This is a genomic window from Streptomyces sp. NPDC044033 (assembly GCF_056434425.1).
Window position 1 is genome coordinate 789,060 of sequence record NZ_JBWKFF010000002.1, and the last position, 21,001, is coordinate 810,060.

At 70.1% G+C, this 21,001-nt stretch carries 16 protein-coding genes and 2 pseudogenes; 9 read left to right on the forward strand and 9 right to left on the reverse strand.

Features of this window, described 5'->3' with window-relative positions; all coding sequences use genetic code 11:
• Positions 1 to 624 precede the first annotated feature (624 nt).
• A complete protein-coding gene (locus AC07AB_RS07010) occupies positions 625 to 2,940 on the reverse strand; it encodes a glycoside hydrolase family 3 C-terminal domain-containing protein (RefSeq protein ID WP_478561256.1) in 2,316 nt (771 codons plus the stop codon).
• Positions 2,941 to 3,232: 292 nt separating this feature from the next.
• Between AC07AB_RS07010 and AC07AB_RS07015 the strand changes: the two genes are divergently transcribed.
• On the forward strand, positions 3,233 to 3,811 hold the full coding sequence (locus tag AC07AB_RS07015; protein WP_478561259.1) for a TetR/AcrR family transcriptional regulator: 579 nt from the start codon (positions 3,233 to 3,235) through the stop codon (positions 3,809 to 3,811).
• 9 nt (positions 3,812 to 3,820) lie between these two features.
• On the opposite strand, the gene AC07AB_RS07020 is transcribed toward AC07AB_RS07015, so the two are convergent.
• Positions 3,821 to 4,750 carry a formylglycine-generating enzyme family protein gene (locus AC07AB_RS07020; RefSeq protein WP_478561262.1) on the reverse strand — a complete coding sequence of 310 codons (930 nt, stop codon included), beginning with the start codon at positions 4,748 to 4,750 and terminating at the stop codon, positions 3,821 to 3,823.
• A 55-nt stretch (positions 4,751 to 4,805) separates the two neighbouring features.
• Here AC07AB_RS07020 and AC07AB_RS07025 point away from each other — a divergent pair, with 55 nt between their 5' ends.
• The 6 genes from AC07AB_RS07025 to AC07AB_RS07050 all read left to right on the forward strand — a co-directional run bounded on the left by AC07AB_RS07025 (position 4,806) and on the right by AC07AB_RS07050 (position 12,376).
• A complete protein-coding gene (locus AC07AB_RS07025) occupies positions 4,806 to 5,375 on the forward strand; it encodes a PadR family transcriptional regulator (protein ID WP_478561265.1) in 570 nt (189 codons plus the stop codon).
• Complete coding sequence (locus tag AC07AB_RS07030; protein ID WP_478561268.1) at positions 5,372 to 7,138, forward strand: sulfatase; 1,767 nt, start codon at positions 5,372 to 5,374, stop codon at positions 7,136 to 7,138. Before AC07AB_RS07025 ends, AC07AB_RS07030 begins: the two co-directional genes overlap by 4 nt.
• Positions 7,139 to 7,285: 147 nt before the next feature.
• Positions 7,286 to 8,644 (forward strand): MFS transporter, encoded by a 1,359-nt coding sequence (locus AC07AB_RS07035; protein ID WP_478561271.1) that lies wholly within the window; start codon positions 7,286 to 7,288, stop codon positions 8,642 to 8,644.
• Positions 8,645 to 8,724: 80 nt separating this feature from the next.
• Positions 8,725 to 9,927, forward strand: coding sequence for a glycoside hydrolase family 1 protein (locus AC07AB_RS07040; RefSeq protein WP_478561274.1), 1,203 nt, complete (start codon positions 8,725 to 8,727; stop codon positions 9,925 to 9,927).
• Positions 9,928 to 10,517: 590 nt separating this feature from the next.
• A complete protein-coding gene (locus AC07AB_RS07045) occupies positions 10,518 to 11,165 on the forward strand; it encodes a TetR/AcrR family transcriptional regulator (protein WP_478561277.1) in 648 nt (215 codons plus the stop codon).
• Complete coding sequence (locus AC07AB_RS07050) at positions 11,162 to 12,376, forward strand: VC0807 family protein (protein WP_478561280.1); 1,215 nt, start codon at positions 11,162 to 11,164, stop codon at positions 12,374 to 12,376. The genes AC07AB_RS07045 and AC07AB_RS07050 overlap by 4 nt, the downstream gene beginning before the upstream one ends.
• Before the next feature lie 286 nt (positions 12,377 to 12,662).
• On the opposite strand, the gene AC07AB_RS07055 is transcribed toward AC07AB_RS07050, so the two are convergent.
• On the reverse strand, positions 12,663 to 13,067 hold the full coding sequence (locus AC07AB_RS07055; protein ID WP_478561592.1) for an Lrp/AsnC family transcriptional regulator: 405 nt from the start codon (positions 13,065 to 13,067) through the stop codon (positions 12,663 to 12,665).
• Here AC07AB_RS07055 and AC07AB_RS07060 point away from each other — a divergent pair.
• Positions 12,968 to 13,189: a DUF1707 SHOCT-like domain-containing protein gene (locus AC07AB_RS07060; protein ID WP_478561283.1), complete on the forward strand. Its 222-nt coding sequence runs from the start codon at positions 12,968 to 12,970 to the stop codon at positions 13,187 to 13,189. The genes AC07AB_RS07055 and AC07AB_RS07060 overlap by 100 nt on opposite strands.
• Positions 13,190 to 13,224: 35 nt before the next feature.
• Here the strand turns inward: AC07AB_RS07060 and AC07AB_RS07065 are convergent, their stop codons facing one another.
• From AC07AB_RS07065 to AC07AB_RS07085, 5 genes and pseudogenes are all read right to left on the reverse strand, one after another.
• Entirely contained in the window at positions 13,225 to 13,371 is a 147-nt protein-coding gene (locus tag AC07AB_RS07065) for a hypothetical protein (protein WP_478561286.1), read from the reverse strand.
• Between the two features lie 711 nt (positions 13,372 to 14,082).
• On the reverse strand, positions 14,083 to 14,532 hold the full coding sequence (locus tag AC07AB_RS07070; protein ID WP_478561594.1) for a DUF6355 family natural product biosynthesis protein: 450 nt from the start codon (positions 14,530 to 14,532) through the stop codon (positions 14,083 to 14,085).
• A gap of 185 nt (positions 14,533 to 14,717) precedes the next feature.
• Entirely contained in the window at positions 14,718 to 15,254 is a 537-nt protein-coding gene (locus tag AC07AB_RS07075; RefSeq protein WP_478561596.1) for a WD40 repeat domain-containing protein, read from the reverse strand.
• Positions 15,164 to 18,823: pseudogene (locus AC07AB_RS07080) on the reverse strand (nSTAND1 domain-containing NTPase); the annotation flags it as partial. The pseudogene AC07AB_RS07080 and the gene AC07AB_RS07075, both read right to left, overlap by 91 nt.
• 147 nt (positions 18,824 to 18,970) lie before the next feature.
• Positions 18,971 to 19,344 (reverse strand): annotated as a pseudogene (locus AC07AB_RS07085) (IS701 family transposase); the annotation flags it as partial.
• Between the two features lie 103 nt (positions 19,345 to 19,447).
• Here AC07AB_RS07085 and AC07AB_RS07090 point away from each other — a divergent pair.
• Positions 19,448 to 19,909 (forward strand): hypothetical protein, encoded by a 462-nt coding sequence (locus AC07AB_RS07090; protein ID WP_478561622.1) that lies wholly within the window; start codon positions 19,448 to 19,450, stop codon positions 19,907 to 19,909.
• 89 nt (positions 19,910 to 19,998) lie between these two features.
• On the opposite strand, the gene AC07AB_RS07095 is transcribed toward AC07AB_RS07090, so the two are convergent.
• The gene (locus AC07AB_RS07095) at positions 19,999 to 20,997 is read right to left on the reverse strand and encodes a TIGR03842 family LLM class F420-dependent oxidoreductase (protein WP_478561289.1); all 999 of its coding nucleotides are present in this window, start codon (positions 20,995 to 20,997) and stop codon (positions 19,999 to 20,001) included.
• Positions 20,998 to 21,001 lie beyond the last annotated feature (4 nt).

Below are 21,001 nucleotides of genomic sequence, written 5' to 3' on the forward strand. Positions count from 1 at the left end.
CGTGGCGCAGGGCGGCCACCCCGCTCGAAGGACCACATCGGTCAAGATCCGGACCATATCCGGGCCAGTAATCCTGCCAAAGCCGCGACAGGCACTGTTTGCGCTGGTCAGCGATGCGTTGCCTCTATACCACCAACAGACGAAGAATCTGTTGGGCACCCGAGCATGTAGCCAGGCATGACCGCCCGGGCGCCCCGCAAAATTCTCGGTGATCCCACCTAACAGGGTTGACCATCAGGCCATCTGGCAAGCCGCTCAACATAGCTGACGCCCCATCAGGACGAGCGTCATATGAGCGTCAAGACACCTCGGAGAGCGTCATTCCAGCGTCAAGATATCGCCCGTAGCGCCCACACGGCACATAGGGCGCAACCCACAAACTCGCAGGTCAGATTGTCTTTGCGGCAGGTTTCAGAATCGCCACGCACTCCACATGGTGCGTCATCGGAAAGATGTCACAGAGGGCGGCGTAACAGAAACTGCAGTTCAGGGCCGATTCCTCGGCCGACTTGGCGTCCTTTCGGGGCCCGGAGCATCACATGAGCGTCACAGTCGCGCGGCATCACCCGCACCGCGGCTGTCCCGGCGATGCCCACTTCGGGAGATCGGCGCGGCCCGCACCCGTCAGGCGTCGCGCGAGGGCCGCACGGGCTCGTGTCGAACGACCGCGAGGAGAGCCTCGATGTCGGCGAAGCCCAACGGCACGATCGGCAGTTTGGCGAGTTGGCTGAGCCTCATGTCAGCGATCATCCGGGAGCGGGAACTGCCGTCCTGCGGGTACGCGTCACCCATGGTCTTCCGTACTCGTTCCAGGAGACGTTCGACGGCGGGCCCCCCGACGGGGTGCACGCGCCACTCGCCGACGGTCGAGTCGGCGTCCAGGGCGTCGACATGTGGGTCCCCGTCGATCGCGACGGTCGTGGTGAGACGGATGTCCCGGCTGGAGGCGCCGACCTCGACGCCGTAGTCGAGCCCTTCGACCAGCCAGGCGTCGGCGCCTATGTCGAAGTGGGCGACGTCCGCGCGGGCGATGTGGAGGGTGACGTCACGGGTCTCGGCCGGCGCGAGGAGGACGGCGGAGAATGCCCGCAATTCCCTTACCGGCCGCCTTACTTGCGAGCCGGGAGCACGCGTGTACACCTGCACGACTTCGTGTCCCGCACGCGGGCCGGTGTTGGTGATCGCCACGGTGACGTCGAGACCGGCGTCGCCCTGGGTCACCCGCAGGTCGGCGTAGTCGAAAGTGGTGTACGAGAGTCCGTGGCCGAAGGGATAGGAGACCACCAGTTCGCGTGCGTCGTAGTGGCGGTATCCGACGAAGAGGCCCTCTCCGTATCGGACATGGCCCCTCTCTCCCGGCCAGTCGGTGAACGCAGGTGTGTCGGCGAGGCGCAGCGGGATGGTTTCGGCCAGACGTCCTGACGGATTGGCCGTACCGAAGACGAGGTCCGCGGTGGCGGCACCGCCGGCCTGCCCGAGGAGCCAGCCCTCCAGGACGGCGGGCACGCGGTCGATCCAGCCGGAGAGGCGAACGACACTGCCGTTGGCGAGGATCACGACCGTGTTCGGGTTGACGTCCGTTACCGCGGCCAGCAACTCGATCTGTTCAGCCGGGAGTTCGAGGTGATCGCGGTCGTATCCCTCGGATTCGAAACTCGGCGGGAGTCCGAGGAAGAGAAGGACGACGTCCGCTGCCCGCGCGGTGCGCACGGCCTCCTCCCGCAGTGCTGCCGCATCACCGCCCGGGTCTTCCACGGGGAACCCGGGGGCGAACTCGATTCGTGTGGAGGGCGCGGCGGCGGCCAGGGCGGTGAGCGTGTCGTCGAGCCGGGTGGGAGTGACCTTCGAGCTGCCCGCGCCCTGGTAGCGGGGGGTGCGGGCGAATTCGCCGAGCACCGCGATGCGGGTGTCCGCCGCAGGGTCCAGCGGCAGCAGCTCATTGTCGTTCTTGAGGAGCACGGCTCCGCGGGTGGCTGCCTCGCGGGCCAGGGCGTGGTGGGCGTCCCGGTCGTAGTCGGCGACGGGCTGAGCGTGGGCCGTCGCCTTGCGGGCCAGTTCGGCGACGCGGGCGACGCTGACGTCCAGGGTCTTCTCGTCGAGTTCGCCGGATTTCACCGCGGCGACCAGACGAGCGGGGCCGACACCCGATGAGGAGGGCATTTCCAGGTCGAGTCCGGCGGCGAGGGAACGGGCCCGGTCGAGGACGGCACCCCAGTCCGAGACGACGACGCCCTCGTAGCCCCATTCGTGGCGCAACAGGTCGGTGAGGAGCCAGTGGTTCTGCGAGGAGTGGACGCCGTTGAGGCGGTTGTAGGCGCACATCACCGTCCAGGGCCGGGCCTCGGTGACCACGCGACGGAAGGCGGGCAGGTAGATCTCGCGCAGGGTTCGGGGGTCGATGTCGGAGCTGACCGACATGCGGCCGCTCTCCTGGTTGTTGGCTGCGAAGTGCTTGAGGGAGGCTCCGACGCCTTGGGCTTGGAGGCCCTTCACCCAGGCGGTGCCGAGCACGCCGCTGAGGAGGGGGTCCTCGGAGTAGTACTCGAAGTTGCGGCCGCACAGGGGGCTGCGCTTGATGTTCAGTCCGGGGCCGAGCAGCACGTGCACGCCGTGGGCGCGGCACTCGCGGCCGAGTGCGCGGCCGACACGCTCGGTCAGGTCGGTGTCCCAGGTGCTTGCCAGGGTGACGGCGGGCGGGAAGCAGGTCGCGGGGGCGCTGGCGTTGATGCCGAGGTGATCGGCCTGCTCATCGCTTTGCAGGCGCAGTCCGTGCGGCCCGTCCGAGAGGCGGATCTCCGGGATGCCGGCGTGCGGGACGGCTTCGGTGGTCCACCAGCTCGCGCCGGTCGTCAGGCGCGCCTTCTCGTCCAGGGTCAGCCGGGTTGCCACTTCCTGCGTGGCTTCGGTGGTGGCGGAGGTCGCCTTCGGGGCGTCGGCCACTGTGTGCTCCTTACTGGTGCGTGAGGGTCCGGCAGCACGCGTGCGGCGCGGATGGGGAGGAACTGTGCGGCCGGTCTCGCGGGAGAAGCGGAGGTACAGGGGCGCTGGTCCGTGAAAAACCGCTCGCCGGGGGCCAGGTTCTGACGCCCAGGGCCGCAGCCACCCCGAGGGACCTGATGGCCCTCGCGGACGGTTGCGGATGGCGCGGACACCGCAAAACAGTACGGCGTACTGTTTTTGCTGGCAAGAGGCAGCCCATCCGCGGAGTGATCCCCGCCCATAAACTGACCCGGTGACAGCGAAGAACTCGTACGCCAAGGGCGTGGCCAAGCGGGAGGAGATCCTCCGGGTCACGCTGGAGATCTTCGGCCGGGAAGGCGACCGGAACACGACCTTGCGGGCGGTCGCCGCGCAGAGCGGCAGCAGCCTCACGGGCCTGATGCACTACTTCGACTCCAAGGACCACCTCCTCACGGAGGTTCTGTGCGCCAGCGACCGGGCGGCGCAGATCCGGTTCGACTCCCCCGACGCCGTTCGGGATCCGGGCGAGTTCCTGGCCCTGGCTCTGACGGCCACCGCCACCAACGCGGCCCGTGCCCGCCTGTACGTCACCCTCGCCGCCGCCTCGACCGACGCGGCCCATCCGGCCCACGCCTACTTCAGGGAACGCTTCGACCTGCTGCGCGCCACCATCGCCGCATACGTGGCGGCAAAGGCAGGCGAGGGCCGCGTCGGCGCCGACGTCGATCCCGGCTTCACCGCCTCCGCACTCATCGCCGCGTCCGACGGCATCATGCTGCAGTGGCTGAGCGACCCGTCGATCGACATGGCGGGCCATGTCCGCCGCGTGTGGCGGATGCTCATCGCCTGAGCCCTGGGGTCACTCGGCCGATACCGTCCTGAACCCGCAGTTTCCGCTGCTGGAGGCGGGTGTGTTGGCCGACCGGGCGGCCACCCGGTAGCGGTGGCAGTAGGAGTGGTGGCACAGGTAGGAGCCGCCGCGCATCACCCGGCGGCTCCCGCTCCGCGGTCCCCGGGGGGCGACCGCGGAGGACTGTGCGTAGTAGTCCGGTGCGAACCAGTCGGCGCACCACTCCCACACGTTCCCGGCCACCTCGTACAGGCCGAATCCGTTGGGCGGGTAGGTCCGTACGGGCGCGGTGGCGAGCCAGCCGTCGGCACCGGTGTTCACGTAGGGGAAGCGCCCCTGCCAGATGTTGCACCGCCACTCGCCGTCCGGCAACAGTTCATCGCCCCAGGCGAACCGCCTGCCTTCGAGGCCCCCGCGGGCCGCGTACTCCCACTCGGCCTCCGTCGGCAGGCGCCGGCCCGCCCACGCGCAGTAGGCGACGGCGTCCTCCCAGGCGACGTGCACCACGGGGTGCTCGTCCTCCGCGTCGGACAGCGGGCCGTGCGGGTGCCGCCAGTCGGCGCCCCGGACGTCGAGCCACCAGGGGACGGCCGGGTCGGCCACGGCGATGTCCGCCCGCCCGGCGGCCACCGCGAGGTGAAAGACCGCCGAGCTGCCCTCCCGTTCGGCCACGGTGACGTACCCGCTGTCCTCCACGAAGACCCGGAACATCGCCACCGTGACCGCGGTGACGTCGATGGCGAAGGGGGCGACACGCACCGTGTGAACAGGCCGTTCACCGTCCGCCGGATACCCCTCACCGAAGGCGTCCCCCATCTGGAACTCCCCGCCGGCCAAGCGCACTTGAGCGTGCTCCGGCCGGCGCGCGGACGGTTCGGGCAGCGGCCCGGCAGCGCCGCGCCCGGATCTCGGTGTACAGCAGTCCATTGACGTCTCCATCCGTCGAGTATATGAATTTACACATAGGAGAGAACACACATAGGAAGTCGGACACATGAAGTTCGAGTACGTGCTGCTGGGTCTGCTGGCCCGCCGCCCCTACGACGGCTACGAACTGCGCAAATGGCTGGAGACGGAGGGCCAGTTCCTCTGGGCCAAGGCACATCACAGTCAGATCTACCGAAAGCTCACCCAGATGGAGACCCAGGGATGGGTCCAGCACGAGACGGACGTACGCGAGGGCCGCCCGGACGCCAAGGTGTACCGGCTCACCGAGCACGGCCACGACGCCCTGCGGGAGTGGATCCGTTCGCCGTACGAACCCTCCACCCGCCTCCAGGACATCGTCTTCACCGCCCGGTTCAGTGTGACGGCGCCGCTCGACCGGGACGCGGCCGTCGAACTGCTCAGGACCGAACTCGCCTATCGCCGGGCCCAGGTCGCCAAGAACCGCAACCGCGACCGCACGCTGCACTACGAGGACCCGATGCCCGGCCTCGACCAGGAACTCGACCGCGAGGTCCACGACGCACTGCACCGCCTCGGCGCGGGGGCGATGGACTACTGGGTCGACTGGCTGGAGCAGACCCTGCACCGCATGACAGGAGGGAAGACCACCGGATGAAGGCCATCATGGTGATGTTCGACAGCCTCAACCGGCACATGCTGCCCCCGTACGGCGGCGACTGGACACACGCCCCGAACTTCGCCCGCCTCGCCGAACGGGCCGTCACGTTCGACCACGCATACGCCGGGTCCCTGCCCTGCATGCCCGCACGCCGCGAACTGCACACCGGACGCCACAACTTCCTGCACCGCAGCTGGGGCCCGCTGGAGCCGTTCGACGACTCCATGCCCGAACTGCTCAAGCAACACGGCGTCTACACCCATCTGGTCAGCGACCACCCGCACTACTGGGAGGACGGCGGCGCCACCTACCACGGCCGCTACCACACCTGGGAGTTCTTCCGCGGCCAGGAAGGCGACCCCTGGAAGGGGCAGGTCGCCGACCCGCCCATCCCCGAAGACCTCAAGAAGGTGCGGTTCGGCGACGGCTACCGGCAGTACTGGGTGAACCGGCAGCACATGGCCACCGAGGACCGGCACTCCCAGACCCTCACCTTCGACGCGGGCCTTGAGTTCGTGCGCACCAACCGGGACGCCGACCGGTGGTTCGTCCAGATCGAGACCTTCGATCCGCACGAGCCCTTCTTCAGCCCCCAGCGGTACAAGGACCTCTACCCGCACGAGTACGAAGGCCCGCACTTCGACTGGCCCGACTACAAGCGCGTCGTGGAGACGGACGAGCAGATCAACCATGGACGCAACGAGTACGCGGCACTGCTGTCCATGTGCGACCACTCACTGGGACGTGTCCTGGACACCATGGACGAACTCCAGCTGTGGGACGACACGCTGCTCATCGTCAACACCGACCATGGCCTGCTGCTCGGCGAGAAGGGGTGGTGGGGCAAGAGCGTCCAGCCCTGGTTCAACGAACTCGTCCACCTGCCGCTCTTCGCCTGGGACCCGCGCACGGCCGCCGCCGGCGCCCGCCGCGAGGCGCTCGTCCAGACCGTCGACCTGGCGCCGACCCTCCTGGAGTTCTTCGGCGTCGACCGCCCCGACGACATGCAGGGCTCCCCACTCCCCATGGCCGAGGACACACCCACACGGGAGGCAGGACTCTTCGGCATCTACGGCGGGCACGTCAACGCCACCGACGGCCGCTACGTGTACATGCGCGCACCCGCGACGCCCACCAACTCCCCCCTGTACGAACACACCTTGATGCCCACGCACATGCGTGGCCGCTTCTCCCCCGCCGAACTCACCGACCTGGAACTGGCCGAACCGTTCTCCTTCACCAAGAACGTCCGCACCGTACGCGTGCCGGGCCGGGCCCTCCTCAACCCGTATCACCACGGCACGCTCCTTTTCGACCTGGACAGCGACCCCGAGCAGCACACCCCCATCGTCGATGACGCCGCGGAACTGCGCATGGCGACGCTGATGGTCGACCTGATGCGTGCGGGCGACACGCCGCCCAGCCAGTTCGAACGCCTCGGGCTGCCCGCGAAGGGGCCGGTGACCGACGCGCACCTGCTCGTCGGGGCGCAGCGCGCGCAGGCGGCTCGGGCGGCCGAACCGCTGCCGTGCCCCGAGGACTACCCGCAAGGCCGCCTGTCACTGCGCACACCGGTCCAGGCACTGATCTCCGATCCGTCCGGCATCGAAGTCCTGCGCGCCCACCTGCCCGGTATCGCCGACTCCGAACTGCTTCAGATGATCGGGGCGACCCCACTCATCGATGTCGCCGCGATGGCAGGCGCGATGGTCCCCACCGACGCGTTGCGCCGGGTCGCCGAGGATCTCGCGAAACTCTGAGCGCGAGCCGGGCAGGACGCACCCGGCTCCTCCGGCGCCCTTCGGGCCCATCACTGCCCCACCCACCCGCCGAGGCCACGCCTCTCCATGGCCGGCGGGCTGCCCCCATCTGCTCGCTGCTCGACCGCAGAGAATCGAGAAAGCACGATGCCCGAGCTCAGCGGGGGCCCCGCGCAAACCGCCGCGGGCCCCTCAGGAACACCCGCACACATCAAGGGACGCTGGCGCCAGCTCTCCCTGCTCGGTGGCACCATGCTGGTCGACAGCACCGGGGCCAGCCTGGTCAGCAGCCTGTTCCCACTCATCAGACAGTCCCTCGGCGTCTCCCTCGGCGCCCTGGGCATCCTCACCGCGGCCGGCAAGATCGTGGGCGTGTTCACCGGCCCATTCTGGGTGTGGGCGGCCCAGCGCTGGTCACGCAAGAGCGTGCTCGTGGTGGCCACCGGCCTGTGGGGCCTGTGGGGCGTGGCGGCCGGCTTCGCGCAGAACTTCACCCAACTCCTGATCCTTTACACCATATTGGCGGCCGGCTACGCCGCCGCGAACCCGATCGTCTCCGAGCTCGTCGGCGACCTGTTCGGCAGCTCGTCCCGAGGACGCGCGATCGGATTGGTGTATGGGGCGATCTCCCTGGTCAGCGCGGTGATCGGGCCACTCAAGGGGCAGCTCGCCGGAGTGGACGAGGGCTGGCGCTGGGGGCTGTGGGGCATCGGCGGCTTCAACCTCCTGCTCGGGGTCGCCCTGCTGATCTGGCTCCGCGACCCGGGCCGGGGAGCCGCCGAGCAGCAGCTCGCCGACCTCGACAAGGCGACCAGGGAGGCCGCCTCCGAGCTCTCCTGGGGCAAGGTGTTCTCGCTCCTCAAGATCCGCAGCCTGGTGATCCTGATCGTCTCGCGTCTGCTCTCCGGGCACCTGCTGGTGCTCACATTCGGCGTGGTCTTCCTGGTGGACGAGCACGGTTTCAGCACGCAGCGGGCCTCGCTGGTCATCCTGCCGTTCGGTGTCGGCTATTTCCTCGGCACCCTCCTGGGCGGCTTCGCCGTCGACCGGGTGTCCCGGCGCAACCCGCGCTCCGGGCCGGTCACGGTCCTCCAAGCGGTCCAGTTCGTCTTCGCCGCCTTCGCCTTCTTCGGCACCCAGTTCCCCTACGACAGCATCCTCGTGTTCGGCGCCTTCTTCGCCCTGATCGGCGCGGCGCAAGGGATGAACCCCAGCATCGACCGACCGATGGTCATGGCCATCACCCCGCCCGAACTCCGGGGTGCTGCCTTCGTGTTGTACTGCTCCATCGCCGAGGCGATCGCCTGGGCCGGCTACAGCCTCGGCGCGGGCTTCCTCGCCGACGCGGTCGGCCTGCGCATGGTGTTCCTGTGGGTCCTCGTCGTACTGATGCTGGTGAACGGCCTGTTCCTGACGCTGCTCTACCGGCCGTACGCGGCGGACACGGCACGCGTCCAGGAAGAGCTGGACACCCGTCGCAGGGACGCCCTCGCCGACCCGCGCTGAACCACTCTCCCAGGCCCACCGGAGCCGCGTTCATGCCGTTTTCCTCCTTCCGCTCCCTCGACGAAAAGAGAACTCGACTCATGGCATCCGCACGCCACTTGCCCGACGGCTTCCTCTGGGGCGCCTCCACCTCCGCACACCAGACCGAGGGCGGAAACACCAACAGCGACTGGTGGCAGTTCGAGCACATGCAGACCCCATTCATCAAGGAGCCCAGCGGCGACGCCTGCGACAGCTACCACCGCTGGCGCGAGGACATGGATCTGCTGTCCGAACTGGGCTTCACCGACTACCGGTTCAGCATCGAGTGGGCACGTATCGAACCCGCGCCCGGCGAATTCTCCCAGGCCGCGATCGCCCACTACCGTCGCATGATCGAAGGCGCACACGAACGCGGACTACGGCCCCTGGTGACGCTGCATCACTTCACCGCACCTCGGTGGTTCACGGAACGCGGCGGCTGGGCGGCCGCCGGCTCGGACGACCTCTTCGCCCGCTATCTCACGGCGGCCGCGCCCGTCTACGCCACCGGCGTGGACCACGCCTGCACCATCAACGAGCCGAACATGGTCGCCATAATGGCCGCCGTCCACCGTGCCCACCTTTCCGGCGAGCCGCTGCCCGCGACCGGCATGCCGCTGCCGGACGGTGCCACGTCCGAGGCGTTGATACGGGCCCACGCCCGCGCCGTCGAGGCGGTCAAGTCCCGCGCCCCGCACGTGCGTACAGGATGGTCCGTGGCCAATCAGGCGTATCAGCCGCTGCCCGGGGCGGAAGAGGCCGCCGCCCCCGTCCGGCAGCAGTGGGAGGACGTTTTCCTGGAGGCGGCCCGCGGTGACGACTGGCTCGGCGTGCAGTCCTACACCCGCACCCTTGTCGGCCCGGACGGCGCCCTGCCCGTCCCCGAGGATGCCGAAAGCACCCTCTCGGGCTGGGAGTTCTACCCCCGGGCCCTCGGTCAGGCCGTACGTGACAGCGCCGCCAAGGCGCCCGGCGTCCCGCTGATCGTCACCGAGAACGGCATCGCCACGGCCGACGACGCCCGCCGCATCCAGTACACCTCAGTCGCTCTGGACGCCCTCGCCGACGCCATGGACGACGGCATCGACGTCCGGGGCTACTTCCACTGGAGCGCCCTGGACAACTACGAGTGGGGTCGCTACGCGCCTACGTTCGGGCTGATCGCGGTCGACCGTGAGACCTTCACCCGCACTCCCAAGCCTTCCGCCACCTGGCTCGGCGCCATGGGACGCAGCCGCATCCTGGCCTGGGTGAATGAGTGATCCTTCGCGGTGAACCCAACAGAGTAATTCCCAGTTGAGACAAGGGTCTGCCCGGATAGCCGTGTCGAGGATGACCGTGGTGCCCGGCTGCAGGAGTTCGCGCGCGAGGCGGGTCGCCTCTCCCCACTCCGGGCACAGGGTGATCTCGCCGGCGTAGCCGGCGGCCGCCGGGTCGTCGAACAGCTCCCGCCGGACCTCCCCCGCGGCCGGCCCGCCATCGACGCGCTCCCAGCCCAGCTCCCAGCCCCCGGAGTACGGGGAGTGCCAGGCCTCGCACGGTGGTGCCGCCCGTTCCGGCGAGATCCCGGCCCGAGATCTCACGCAGATGAACGCGGCATCGAACTGAGATTCCGCAGGTCGGCGGAGCGCGGTCCTGGCCATCCGCACAAGCGTGCTGAGGATGTGCCACGTCTCGTAAGGCTGTGCCGTGTGCCATCGCCGTGAGACAGCCTGAAACCCGCTGGTCAGAAGCTCGGCCTGCGCCACGTGCCGCGAGACCCTACAAGCCCCATCCCCCTCTCTCCGCCGCCCGGTCCCCATGCCCGGCCACACCTCTTGTCAGTTTTACTCAATCGAAGTATTTTTTACTCATGCGAGTAAATGAGCGGACCGAGTCCGTCACATCCACCGCTCGCCGGGCGCAGATCCTGGCCGCCACGGTGGAGACCATTTCCGAACTGGGTTACGGCCAGGCCACGTTCGCCCGGATCGCGGAGCGGGCCGGGTTGAGCAGCACCCGCCTGATCTCGTATCACTTCGCCGGGAAGAGTGAGCTGATCGCCGCTCTCGTCGAGGAGGCGTACGCGGACATCGCCCGCCACATGACCGAGCACACCCGTGCGGCGACCGGGCCCCGCGAAATGCTGCACGCCTACATCCGCGCGCTGGTCGGCTACATCGCCGAGCATCCGACGCGGATGCGCGCGCTCATGTCGGTGTTCCTGGACCACCGGGCCGAGGACGGCGGGCGCAGTTACGACGGGGGCGACGAGCGCGCCGCGGTTGACCCGGTGCGGCGGGTCCTGGCGGAGGGGCAGCGCGCAGGTGAGTTCCGAGTGTTCGACACCTTCGTGATGGCGACGACGATCCAGCGGTCCATCGACGGACTGCCGTTCCTGCTGCGTTCCGAACCCGACCTCGATCTAGCGGCGTACGCGGAGGAGTTGGTCGAGCTGTTCGACCAAGCGACTCGGGTGACCCGCGCGGAGGCGGGGCCCGAAACCGGGGCTGGCCGATGACGGCCCGTCCGCCGGCCCGCCGGCGCCCCGGCCGCGACCTTCTGGTGGACATCGTCGTTCCGGTCGGCCTCTTCTACGGGTTACGCGCCGCGGGACTCGGTGTGTACCCGACGCTGGTGGTGGCCGCGGCCGCCCCGGCGGGCGTGGTGGCCGTCCGGCTGGTCCGATACCGCCGGGTCGACGGCCTCGGCGTCTTCATCCTCTCCACGATGGCGCTCGGCGCACTGGTCTCGGCGCTGTCCGGCAGCCCGCGCGCCCTGCTGGCCCGGGAGGGCTACCTCACCGGGGTGGCGGGCCTGTGGTTCCTGGTGTCCGCCCGGGCCGGGCGCCCGCTCGCGTTCCTCTACAGCCGGCCGCTCCTGGAGCGCCGCACCCGCGGGCTCGGGGTGGCGGCCGACTGGGACGAACTCTGGGAGCGGCTACCGGCGTTCCGCCGTATCTGGCGGGTCTCGACCGTGCTGTGGGGCGTCGCCCTGCTGGTCGATTCGGCCGTGCGGGTATGGATGGCATACGCGCTGCCGGTTGAGCAGGTGCCGGGTCTGGGCACGGTGCTGTACTGCGTGACGTCGGCCGTGCTGATCGCAGTGACCAACGGCTACTACTTCGCCGCGGGCTTGTATCAGGAATCGTCCGCGCTCTACGCCCCGCTCGCCGCCGCCCCGGCCGGAGTAGCGGACCCGGGGCCGGACCGGCCGGACACCTGGGACGCGGGCGGCCCGCCGGGCGGCCTGGCCGCCGAGGAGTACCTCGCCCTGACGACCTATCGGCGAGACGGCACGCCGGTGACGACCCCGGTGTGGGCCGCACCCGACGGCGGGCGCCTCTACGTGTACACCCCTTCCCGCTCCGGCAAGGTCGGCCGGATCCATGCCGATCCGGAAGTGGCGCTCGCAGCCTGCTCGTTCGACGGCACCCCGCACGGCCCCGCCGTCCCGGCGCGGGCCCGGGTGCTACCGGCCCCCGAACTGCGGCACGCCCGGCGCGCCCTGACGGCCAAGCACGGAAACCGCTTCCGCTGGTTCATGGTGGTCCTGCTGCTCGGGCGGGCGCGCCGGGCGGGCGGCGACTCCGTAGGCTTGGAGATCGGCCGACCGCAACGGCGGTCCGGTGCGCTGCCCTCGCCCCTACCGGCCCACGGACGCAGAAAATCCACGCCGTCCAGCGGGCCCCGGCCCGCCCCCAACTGCGACTGCAGGACATCAGGATCCTGACGATCAATCAGATTGCCGAAAGTCGAGACCCGAACGACACGGAGCCAATCGTGTCCACCGAGAGTGCTGAACCATCCTGCGAGTGTCGGTTCCGGGCGCTGCTGAACTCGGAGCAAACCGCTGGTCGGCGTGCTGGCACTCGGGGCCTCCCTAAAATGAGAGGTTTTCATCCCGTTTTCGCAGGTCATGGGGCTGGGGTGGGGCGTTGGACCGGGAAGGGGACGCCTACTTCTCGCCAATGACGCTGCTGCCGGATCAACACCCCTTGCCCGGCGAGGCGACCAGCTCACGTTTGCGCCAGGCCGCCGTGCGCGATGAGGGAGGTTCCCTGTTTGAGGCGTCGGGCGCGGGTGCTGATCTCCAAGGAGGCGATGCCGGGCATGGCGGCGAGCTTGGAGGTGACGAAGTCGTACAGGGCAGGCACATCGCGGCACACGGCGACTGCGAGGAGGTTGTGTTCTCCGCTGAGGGCGGCGCAGAAGGCTGTCTCGGGTTGGGAGGCCAGGTGCCGGCCTGCCGCCTGGAGGTGCTGGACCCAGCTCTTCGCCCGAACTGCGGGCCTCTCATGCGGACCGAGACCGGGCCGCGGAGGTGCTGCGTGTCGCGGCGGGGGACGGTCGGCTGACCGCGACCGAGTTGGACCCGCGCCTGGACGGTGCCCTGTCGGCGCGAACCCTCGGCGAGCTGACAGCGCTCACCACCGACTGCCGTCGACATCGGAGTTGGACGGTGCTGCCGTGGCGGAGGTCAAGGACGTGCTCCGGATCGAGCAGAAGCACAGTCCTGCCACACGTGCCGGACGCTGGGTGGTGACACTTCTGCTTCCTCGTTTCCTGTTCAGGGCAACCCTATTGGGCCCCTGTCCGGAAACTTCGAGGCACCCCAATGTGGTACTGGTCCACGGACGCCGGCCCGGTGGACCAGTTCCTGGGCACGATCGCCAGACCGGTGCGCTTGTTCACGATCTGGTAGCTCTTGCCGGGAGCCAACGCCATGGGAAGCCTCTCCTCCGCACGACCGGGCCAAGCCCCGTCCCAGGCCCCGCCGCACATCTCGTCTGCTGGACTGATCTGGTAGGGCCTCGAACCCCGACGTGAAGAGGGGTTCGGCGGCTGAAGCCTATCTACCTGGCCCCGGCACGGGAAGTACGCCCAGAACAAGGGGACTTGACCGGCGAACAAGCGGTACGAGCACTTCCACACCCTCGCTCCCCGGGGAAACGGTGCAGCTTGAGGACGGCCGCGGCCTCAAGCGGCGGCTGGGCGGTGCGCCGCGCGGAGCGGCCCTATCCCCGTGCCTGACGCCGGCTGATCACATCGGCGCATCTCCAGCGGTGCCAACAGCGGGGCACCAGTATCCGGCCGAGCGACCACACCTGGGCCGCGTGCTCCCCGGAGGCCGGATGAGTGGCGGCGGGGCGTCCCCTCAGCACCCGCCACTCCCGCAGATCCTGCCGGTGTCGACCGCGCGCGCCGCCGCCAAACCCCCGGCACGGCAGCCCCGTACCGCCCCGCCCAGAAAACCCACCAGCCAGAACCCAAGATCCAGGGCAACCTAACGGAGTTCTCCTGGACGGATCCCTTGCCCGTCTGCACCTTCTACCTGTCGACCCGTGCGCCGTGGGGCCGACACCCGACCGAGGGTCCCCGGCAGTGTCCCACCCAACCAGGGGGTGGGACACGCGTCACTATCCGCCTCTGGGCGGGTCATTCACGGGTGTCGCCGGGGTGGCTGCAGGTCCCTCCGTCGTACATGGCGGCGTACGCGTCGCTGTCCAGGACGGTCCGGCCGGGACCGACACACCGGTGGTAGTTCCCTCGGATGTTCCTCTTGACCAGGATCCAGACGTTCGTGTTGGGGTCGCAGTGCTCGTAGTAGGCGTGATCCGTGGGAGTGCTGGCGTTCCAGCCGCAGCCATTGACTGCGGCGGGGGCAGCGGCTGCCGGAGTTGCCGGTGCGACCGGGGAGAAGGCGAGGGCCCCGGCCAGCGCAAGGGCGGTGAGGCCCAGTTGCCGGAACCGGCGGGACAGGGCCGTTCCGTTGCTGACGGTCGGGAATCGTGACATGGCCAGTTCCTCTCGATCGGGTGTCACGCTGCCGAAAGCGGGGGCCGGTGTGGCGGCCGCGGCCTTCTTGGTTGGTGCAAACATGGTCATCTCCTTCTCGCGGGGTGTGCACGGCTTCGTCCGTGCCTCTCCCGCTGCGGTGTCCACAGGTGCTCGCCGGCCGAGCCTGACCGGCCGGCGACTCAAGAGATACCGGCCTCGCGTTGTTCACGATCGGCGTGCCGCGGTGAATGAACGGATGCTGGACAACGAGCCGTGCCAGGACTCCCGCCGGTTCAGCGGGGAGCACCACACGGCGGCCGGTACGGCAGTCCGGGCAGCAGTTGGCGTGCCTCGGCGCGCGAGAGGCCCTGATGGGCCGTCGTGCGGCAGATCCGGTCGGCGACCCGGTCCGTGCCGAGGTCCCAGAGCAGTGCCGTCCAGTCCTCGCCGGCGGTCGCCAGCGTGCGGCCGTTGGGGGCGAAGGCCAGCGCGTCGACGGGTTTCGTATGCCCGGAGAGCAAGGCCAGTTCGGTGGGGTGGCGGGGGTCGGCAAGGTTCCACAGCCGTACGGGGCGGTCGGTGCTCGCGGTGGCCAGCGTCCGGCCGTCCGGGCTGAAGGCGAGGGCTCTGACCGCGTTGGTGTAGCCGCCGGGTGCGGCGAGCGGGGCGGGGCCCGGGGGTCGGTGACGTCCCAGAGCCGCAGGGTGCGGTCGTCGCCCGCTGTCGCCAGGATGTGGCCCTGGGGGCTGAACGCGACGGCTGTGACCCTGTCCTGGTGCTCGGTCAGCTTGGCGAGGAGATGCGGGGCTGTCAGCCGTGTGGTATCCCACAGCTGGACGGTGTGGTCCGCGCCTCCTGTGGCGAGGACCCGTCCGTCTCGGCTGAAGGCGAGTGATTCCACTCGGTTCCCCTGGGGCGTGACGACGGCGAGCTGCTTCGGGCGAAGCGGGTCGGTGGTGTTCCACAGCCGTACGTCCGGGCCGCCGCTGGCGAGGATCCGGCCGTTCGGACTGAACGCGACGGTGTTGACGGCGTCGTGGTGGCCGGTGAGCCGGGTCAGGGGGCGCGGGGCGCCGGGTCCGGCGGTGTCCCAGAGCCGGACCGTGTGGTCGAGGCTGGCCGACGCGAGGGTGCGGCCGTCGGGCGTATAGGCCACGTCGTTGACGGCGGCGGTGTGCCCGGTCAGGGTGGCGCGCGGTTCGGGCCGGTTCGGGTTGCTCACGTTCCACAGCCGTACGGTGCTGTCGTAGCTGGCGGTGGCGACCGTACGGCTGTCGGGGCTGAAGGCCACTCCGTACAGCGAGTTGGTGTGGCCGCGCAGGGCCGGTCCCGGGAGGTCCCAGAGCCGGGCCGTGCGGTCGGCGCCGCCCGCGCTGACGAGGGTGTGGCCGTCCTGGCTGAAGGCGAGCGAGGGAACGTCTCCGGCATGGCCGCTGAGCGTGGTCTGCCAGTGGGCCTTAGCGGGGTCGGCGGTGTCCCAGAGCCGGACGGTGGCGTCCACGCTGCCGCTGGCGAGGGTGCGGCCGTCGTGGCTGAAGGCGAGCGCACCGACATTGTCGGTGTGTCCGGTCAAGACGACGGGGGTGCGGGCCGGGCGGCCGGGCCCGGTGATGTTCCACAGGCGTAGGGCGTAGTCGTCTCCCGCTACGGCGAGCGTACTGCTGTCCGGGGAGAGCGCGAGGGTTCGGACCGGGACGGTGCTGATACGGATGCGTTCGGCGCGGGCGTTCACGGGTCCTGCCGGACGGGCACGGCGCTTCGGGGCGCAGGGCTCGGCACCGTCCGGGCCGGCGGGGCCCGTATCGTCCAGGTCCCACAGCCAGGCGCCCCGGGATCCGCCGGCGGCGAGGGTCCGGCCGTCGCGTCCGAACGCGAGCGAGTCCAGCTGCTCCCCGTGGCCGGGCAACACGCCGGCCGGGGCGACGGCCGGGGAGGTGCGGCACCGGCGGGCGGTGTGCCACAGCCGGACGGCTGCGCCGTGCCCGCTGTCGCCGACGGTGGCGAGCGTGCCGCTGTCCCGGCCGAACGCGACAGCGACGGCGATGCCCTTGAGCACGGCAGGGGCCCCCGTACGCGACGGCGTGGAGACGTCCCACACAAGCGCTCTGCCGCTCTCGTCCGCCGCCGCCAGCAGCCGCCCGTCGGGGCTGAACCCCATTGAATGGACCGCACCGGGCCGCCCGTCGAGCGTGGTCAGCGGGCGCGGCCGGTGCGGGTCGGCGATGTCCCACAGCCGTAGGGCCCGACCGCGTTCCGCGGTGGCCAGTACGTGCCCGCCGGGGCGCAGCGCGACGGCGTCGAACCGGTCGGCGGCGACGAGGCGGGTCGCGTACGGCGTGGCGTAGGAGCTGAGCAGCGTGCCGCGGGCGGTGGCGGTGCGGCGCAGGCGGTACGCGCTCAGGCCGAGTTGGAGGGCGCCTGCGGGGTTGGTCGGACGGAGGGCCGCGGCCTGTTCCGCGATGCGCTGCGAGACGGCCGTGTCGCGCTCCCTGGTGGCCCGGTGCTGGGCCTGGACAGCGAGTCCGGCGGCGGCCGCCGTGCAGACGAGGAGGAGGGCGAGCAGCAGTGTGAGGTGGCGCAGTCTGCGGGTTCCGCGCCGGGCCGCTCGCTCCTCGGCCGCCTGGGCGGCCAGGCTCGCGCCGAGGAAAGCGTGCTCCCGGCCGCTGAGCACCTGGGCACCGTGGCCGGCCGTCCACTGGCGGGCCCCGGCCAGCCTCACACCCCGGTAGAGCGCGCCGGGATCGCGCCCCACCGCCTCCCACGCGTGCGCCGCCTGGGTGAGCGCGTGGTGGATCCGCTGCCCCTCACGGTCCTCCAGCAGCCAGCCGCGCAGCCGGGGCCAGCAGCGGATCAGCGCCTCGTGGGTGATCTCGACGCTATCCAGATCGAGCGTCAACAGCCGCGCCGTCGCGAAGCGTTCGACGACGAGAGCTGTGTCGGCGGCGCGCTCGTTGCGCTGCGCGGGCAGCGCCGTCCACGCGGAGCCCACCGGGGCCGACGCGGTGTCCGGGCATGGGTCGAGTTCGGCGCGGATGACGCGGCGCCTGGTGTCCTCGGTTCCCTCACCCAGCGCGGTCAGCCGCAGCAGCAGATCGCGGGCCGCGCGTCGCTGTCCAGGGGACAGCGCGCCGTACAGGGTCTCGGCCGTATGGGCCAGGGCTCCGTCGATGCCACCGGTGGCGTGGTAGCCCGCCAGCGTCAGGGTGGTGCCGCGGCGGCGGCGCCAGGTCTCCAGGAGAGCGTGGGAGAGCAGCGGGAGCACCGCGGCCTGCCCCTTCGCCTGGCTGACGAGATCGGCGACCAGAGCACCTTCCACCTGGTAGCCGGCGCCCACCGCCGGCCGGACGATGGCCCGGCGCAGCTCGTCGGTGGTCATGGGGCCGACCGGCACCTGCGCCTGGCTCATCGCGCAGCCCAGCTCGGCGTGGTCCGTACAGTGCGCGTAGAAGTCGGCGCGCACGCCGACGACGACGCGGCACCGGCTGTTCTCCGCCGTGGCGGTGGTGAGCAGCGCGTCGATGAACCGGGTCCGTTCCGCGGGGTCGTGGCAGAGGGTGAACACCTCTTCGAACTGGTCGACCACCAGCAGGAGTTCCGTCCCGTCCGGCCGGTCCGCGAGGACCTGGCATACGGCGCGGTGCAGGGCACGGGGCGAGTCTTCCAGGTCACTGACGAGTGCGCCGGGTGAGGTGTGGGCCGGTCCGGCGAACCTGATCGCGATCTCCTCCAACGGACAGGGCCCGGGGATGAGGACCACCACCGGCCGCTCGGGGGAAGTCCGCAGCCAGCGCGGTACGACCCCCGCGCGCAACAGCGACGACTTGCCCGCGCCCGACGCCCCGACCACCGTGACGAACCGCCACGACCCCAGCCGGGCCGCCACCTCCTCGATCAGTTGCTCGCGGCCGAAGAACCTGTCCGCATCCTCGGCCCGGAACTCCTCCAGTCCCGCGTACGGCGCGTCCTCGGCACGTACCCCCGGCGCGGCCTCCGTCGGCGACGGTGCCGCTCCCTCTTGCGCATGCTCCGCCGCCAGGGCGTGCCAGCGTTCCTCCCACTCGGCGCGGTCGCCTCCGCAGGCCGTCGCATAGGCGACCGTCACCGACAGGCTGGGCAGCTTGGCCCCGGCAGCAGCCGAAGAAAGTGCGGCAACCGAGTAATGAGAGATCCGGGCCAGTTCACGATAGGTCGGGCTGCCCGCCCGCTGCCGTAACGACCGCAGCTCCGCCGCCAGACGAATCGGCGCCCCGTCCCCCGCGCCCAACGGGCGTTCTCCCCTCGGCACTATGGCCTCCTCCTGTGGTTCGCCGGGCCCGGCCCCTCGTGATCGGAACAGGGCCAGGCACAACCAGCAACCGGCGCCGGACCGCGCAGGTAGCTTCCGAGGCCGGGAACTCACCCGGACGAGAAGCCCGCTGCCCGATACCTACTAATAGGGCTTGGTCATGTTGGTGCGGGGGCTGGCATGTCGCGGTGACAGGTGGGGCAGGCGCCGGTCCAGATGGTGGGGAGTAACTGCAGCTCGCGGACGACTCGGTAGAGGGGCTCAGGCCGACGCCGTCTCTTTGGGGGATCGGTTCAGTCGCTGCAGGGTGCAGAAGGCGTGGGCGACCGAGACGAGGGTGACGTGGTGGTGCCAGCCCGGCCAGGTCCGGCCTTCGAAGTGGGCCAGGCCCAGGACCTGTTTCATCTCGCGGTAGTCGTTCGCGATGCGCCGGCGGAGCTTCGCGGTGCGCACGAGGACAGGCAACGGGGTAGTCGCGGGCAGGCTGGAGAGCCAGAACTGCGCGGGTTCGTCCTGGTCGGCAGGCCATCGGCCAGCAGCCGGCAGATCGGGAGCCCGGTGCCGGCCGTGGCCTTGCGGATCTCACGTCCGGCGTGCCGGACCCGCAGGGCCACGAAACGCGAGTACACGCGCTTTGAGGTTCCCCCGGGATGCGGAGGATGCTGACAGCAGGTCAGATGGGACTCATGCGAGGACCTGCGGCCATGGCTGCACCCCGAAAATACTCGCTGGAGTTGCGTGACCGTGCGGTACGTATGTACCGCACCACCGAGCCGACCGCGGCGGGTCGGCCCTCTCGTATGGGGCGGGGGCACCGCCGCCGACGCCATGCCGTTCGCCCACGTGATGGCGGCGGCCCGCAACCTGCTGAAACCCCACTCGGTCCTGGTGAAACGGCTCGCCGGCTACGGCATCAAGGTCTCCTGCCCAGACCTCCGGGAGGGCTTGTCCTCCGCCTCGGCCCTCGAACTACTGAGGATCAGCGGGGACAGCGACCTGCTCCTGACCATCGACAGCGACATCGACCTGCACGACCTCATCGAGAGGGCAGAAGTCATGGACACCCCGATTTCCCAGGTGGCTCGCTGGCTACAAGAACTCGGCCTTACGGTCCCCGACCTGACGGAAATGCTCCAGCACGCCCTGGCCCGTGCCCCCCGATCACTCAGCATCTTCTGCCCTACGCCCACCGGCGGATGAACACGAACAGCACGGTACGGCCGACAGTCTGACGCCGCTCGAAGGACAAGGCGCGTCCCACGGTTCTCACGACACGCACCCCATCACGGTCAGCCCAGTTCGGGGATGATCCGGTCCCCGTACGCGTCGATCGTCGTCTCCTTGGCGTCGTGCATCGCGTACAGCGCGAACTGGTCCACGCCCAGCTCCCGCAGGACGCGCAGCTTCTCCTCGTGCGCCTCCACCGGGCCCAGCAGGCAGAACCGGTCCACGATCTCATCGGGTACGAACGCGGTGTCGGGGTTGCCGCTGCGGCCGTGGTGCGCGTAGTCGTAGCCCTCGCGGGCCTTGATGTACGCGGTCAGGGCCTCGGGCACCATGTCCGAGTGCTCGCCGTAGCGCGTGACCAGGTCGGCCACGTGGTTGCCGACCATGCCGCCGAACCAGCGGCACTGCTCCCGCGCGTGCGCGAGATCGTCGCCCACGTACGCGGGGGCGGCGACGCAGATCTTGACGTCCGAGGGGTCGCGGCCCGCCTCCGCAGCCGCGTCCCGCACCGCCTTGATCATCCACTCCGTCAGATACGGGTCGGCGAGCTGGAGGATGAAGCCGTCCGCCTCGCGGCCCGCGAGCGCCAGCGCCTTCGGCCCGTACGCCGCCATCCACACCGGCAACTTGCCGTCGCGCACCCACGGGAAGCGCAGCGGCGTGCCGTCGACCGTGATCTCGCGACCCTCGGCGAGTTCGCGGATGACATGCATCGACTCGCTCAGCGTGGCGAGGTTGTTGGGCTTGCGGCCCGCCACCCGCATCGCGGAGTCACCGCGGCCGATGCCGCAGACCGTGCGGTTGCCGTACATGTCGTTGAGCGTGGCGAAGGTGGAGGCGGTCACCTCCGGCGTGCGGGTGGAGGGGTTGGTGACCATGGGGCCGATGACGAGCCGCTCGGTGTGGTCCAGGATGCGGCTGTAGATGACGAACGGCTCCTGCCACAGGACAGCCGAGTCGAAGGTCCAGCCATGGGTGAAGCCGCGCTCCTCCGCGTGCCGCATCAGGTCGACGACGGCGGTGGCGGGCGGGTCGGTCTGAAGGACGAGTCCGAAGTCCATGTCC

Coding starts and splice junctions, on each gene's coding strand:
- AC07AB_RS07040 (WP_478561274.1), top strand. CDS start 8,725: ATGGCATCCGCACGCCACTTGCCCGACGGCTTCCTCTGGGGCGCCTCC.
- AC07AB_RS07030 (WP_478561268.1), top strand. CDS start 5,372: ATGAAGGCCATCATGGTGATGTTCGACAGCCTCAACCGGCACATGCTG.
- AC07AB_RS07020 (WP_478561262.1), bottom strand. CDS start 4,750: ATGGAGACGTCAATGGACTGCTGTACACCGAGATCCGGGCGCGGCGCT.
- AC07AB_RS07070 (WP_478561594.1), bottom strand. CDS start 14,532: ATGACCATGTTTGCACCAACCAAGAAGGCCGCGGCCGCCACACCGGCC.
- AC07AB_RS07045 (WP_478561277.1), top strand. CDS start 10,518: ATGCGAGTAAATGAGCGGACCGAGTCCGTCACATCCACCGCTCGCCGG.
- AC07AB_RS07050 (WP_478561280.1), top strand. CDS start 11,162: ATGACGGCCCGTCCGCCGGCCCGCCGGCGCCCCGGCCGCGACCTTCTG.
- AC07AB_RS07025 (WP_478561265.1), top strand. CDS start 4,806: ATGAAGTTCGAGTACGTGCTGCTGGGTCTGCTGGCCCGCCGCCCCTAC.
- AC07AB_RS07095 (WP_478561289.1), bottom strand. CDS start 20,997: ATGGACTTCGGACTCGTCCTTCAGACCGACCCGCCCGCCACCGCCGTC.
- AC07AB_RS07035 (WP_478561271.1), top strand. CDS start 7,286: ATGCCCGAGCTCAGCGGGGGCCCCGCGCAAACCGCCGCGGGCCCCTCA.
- AC07AB_RS07065 (WP_478561286.1), bottom strand. CDS start 13,371: ATGGCGTTGGCTCCCGGCAAGAGCTACCAGATCGTGAACAAGCGCACC.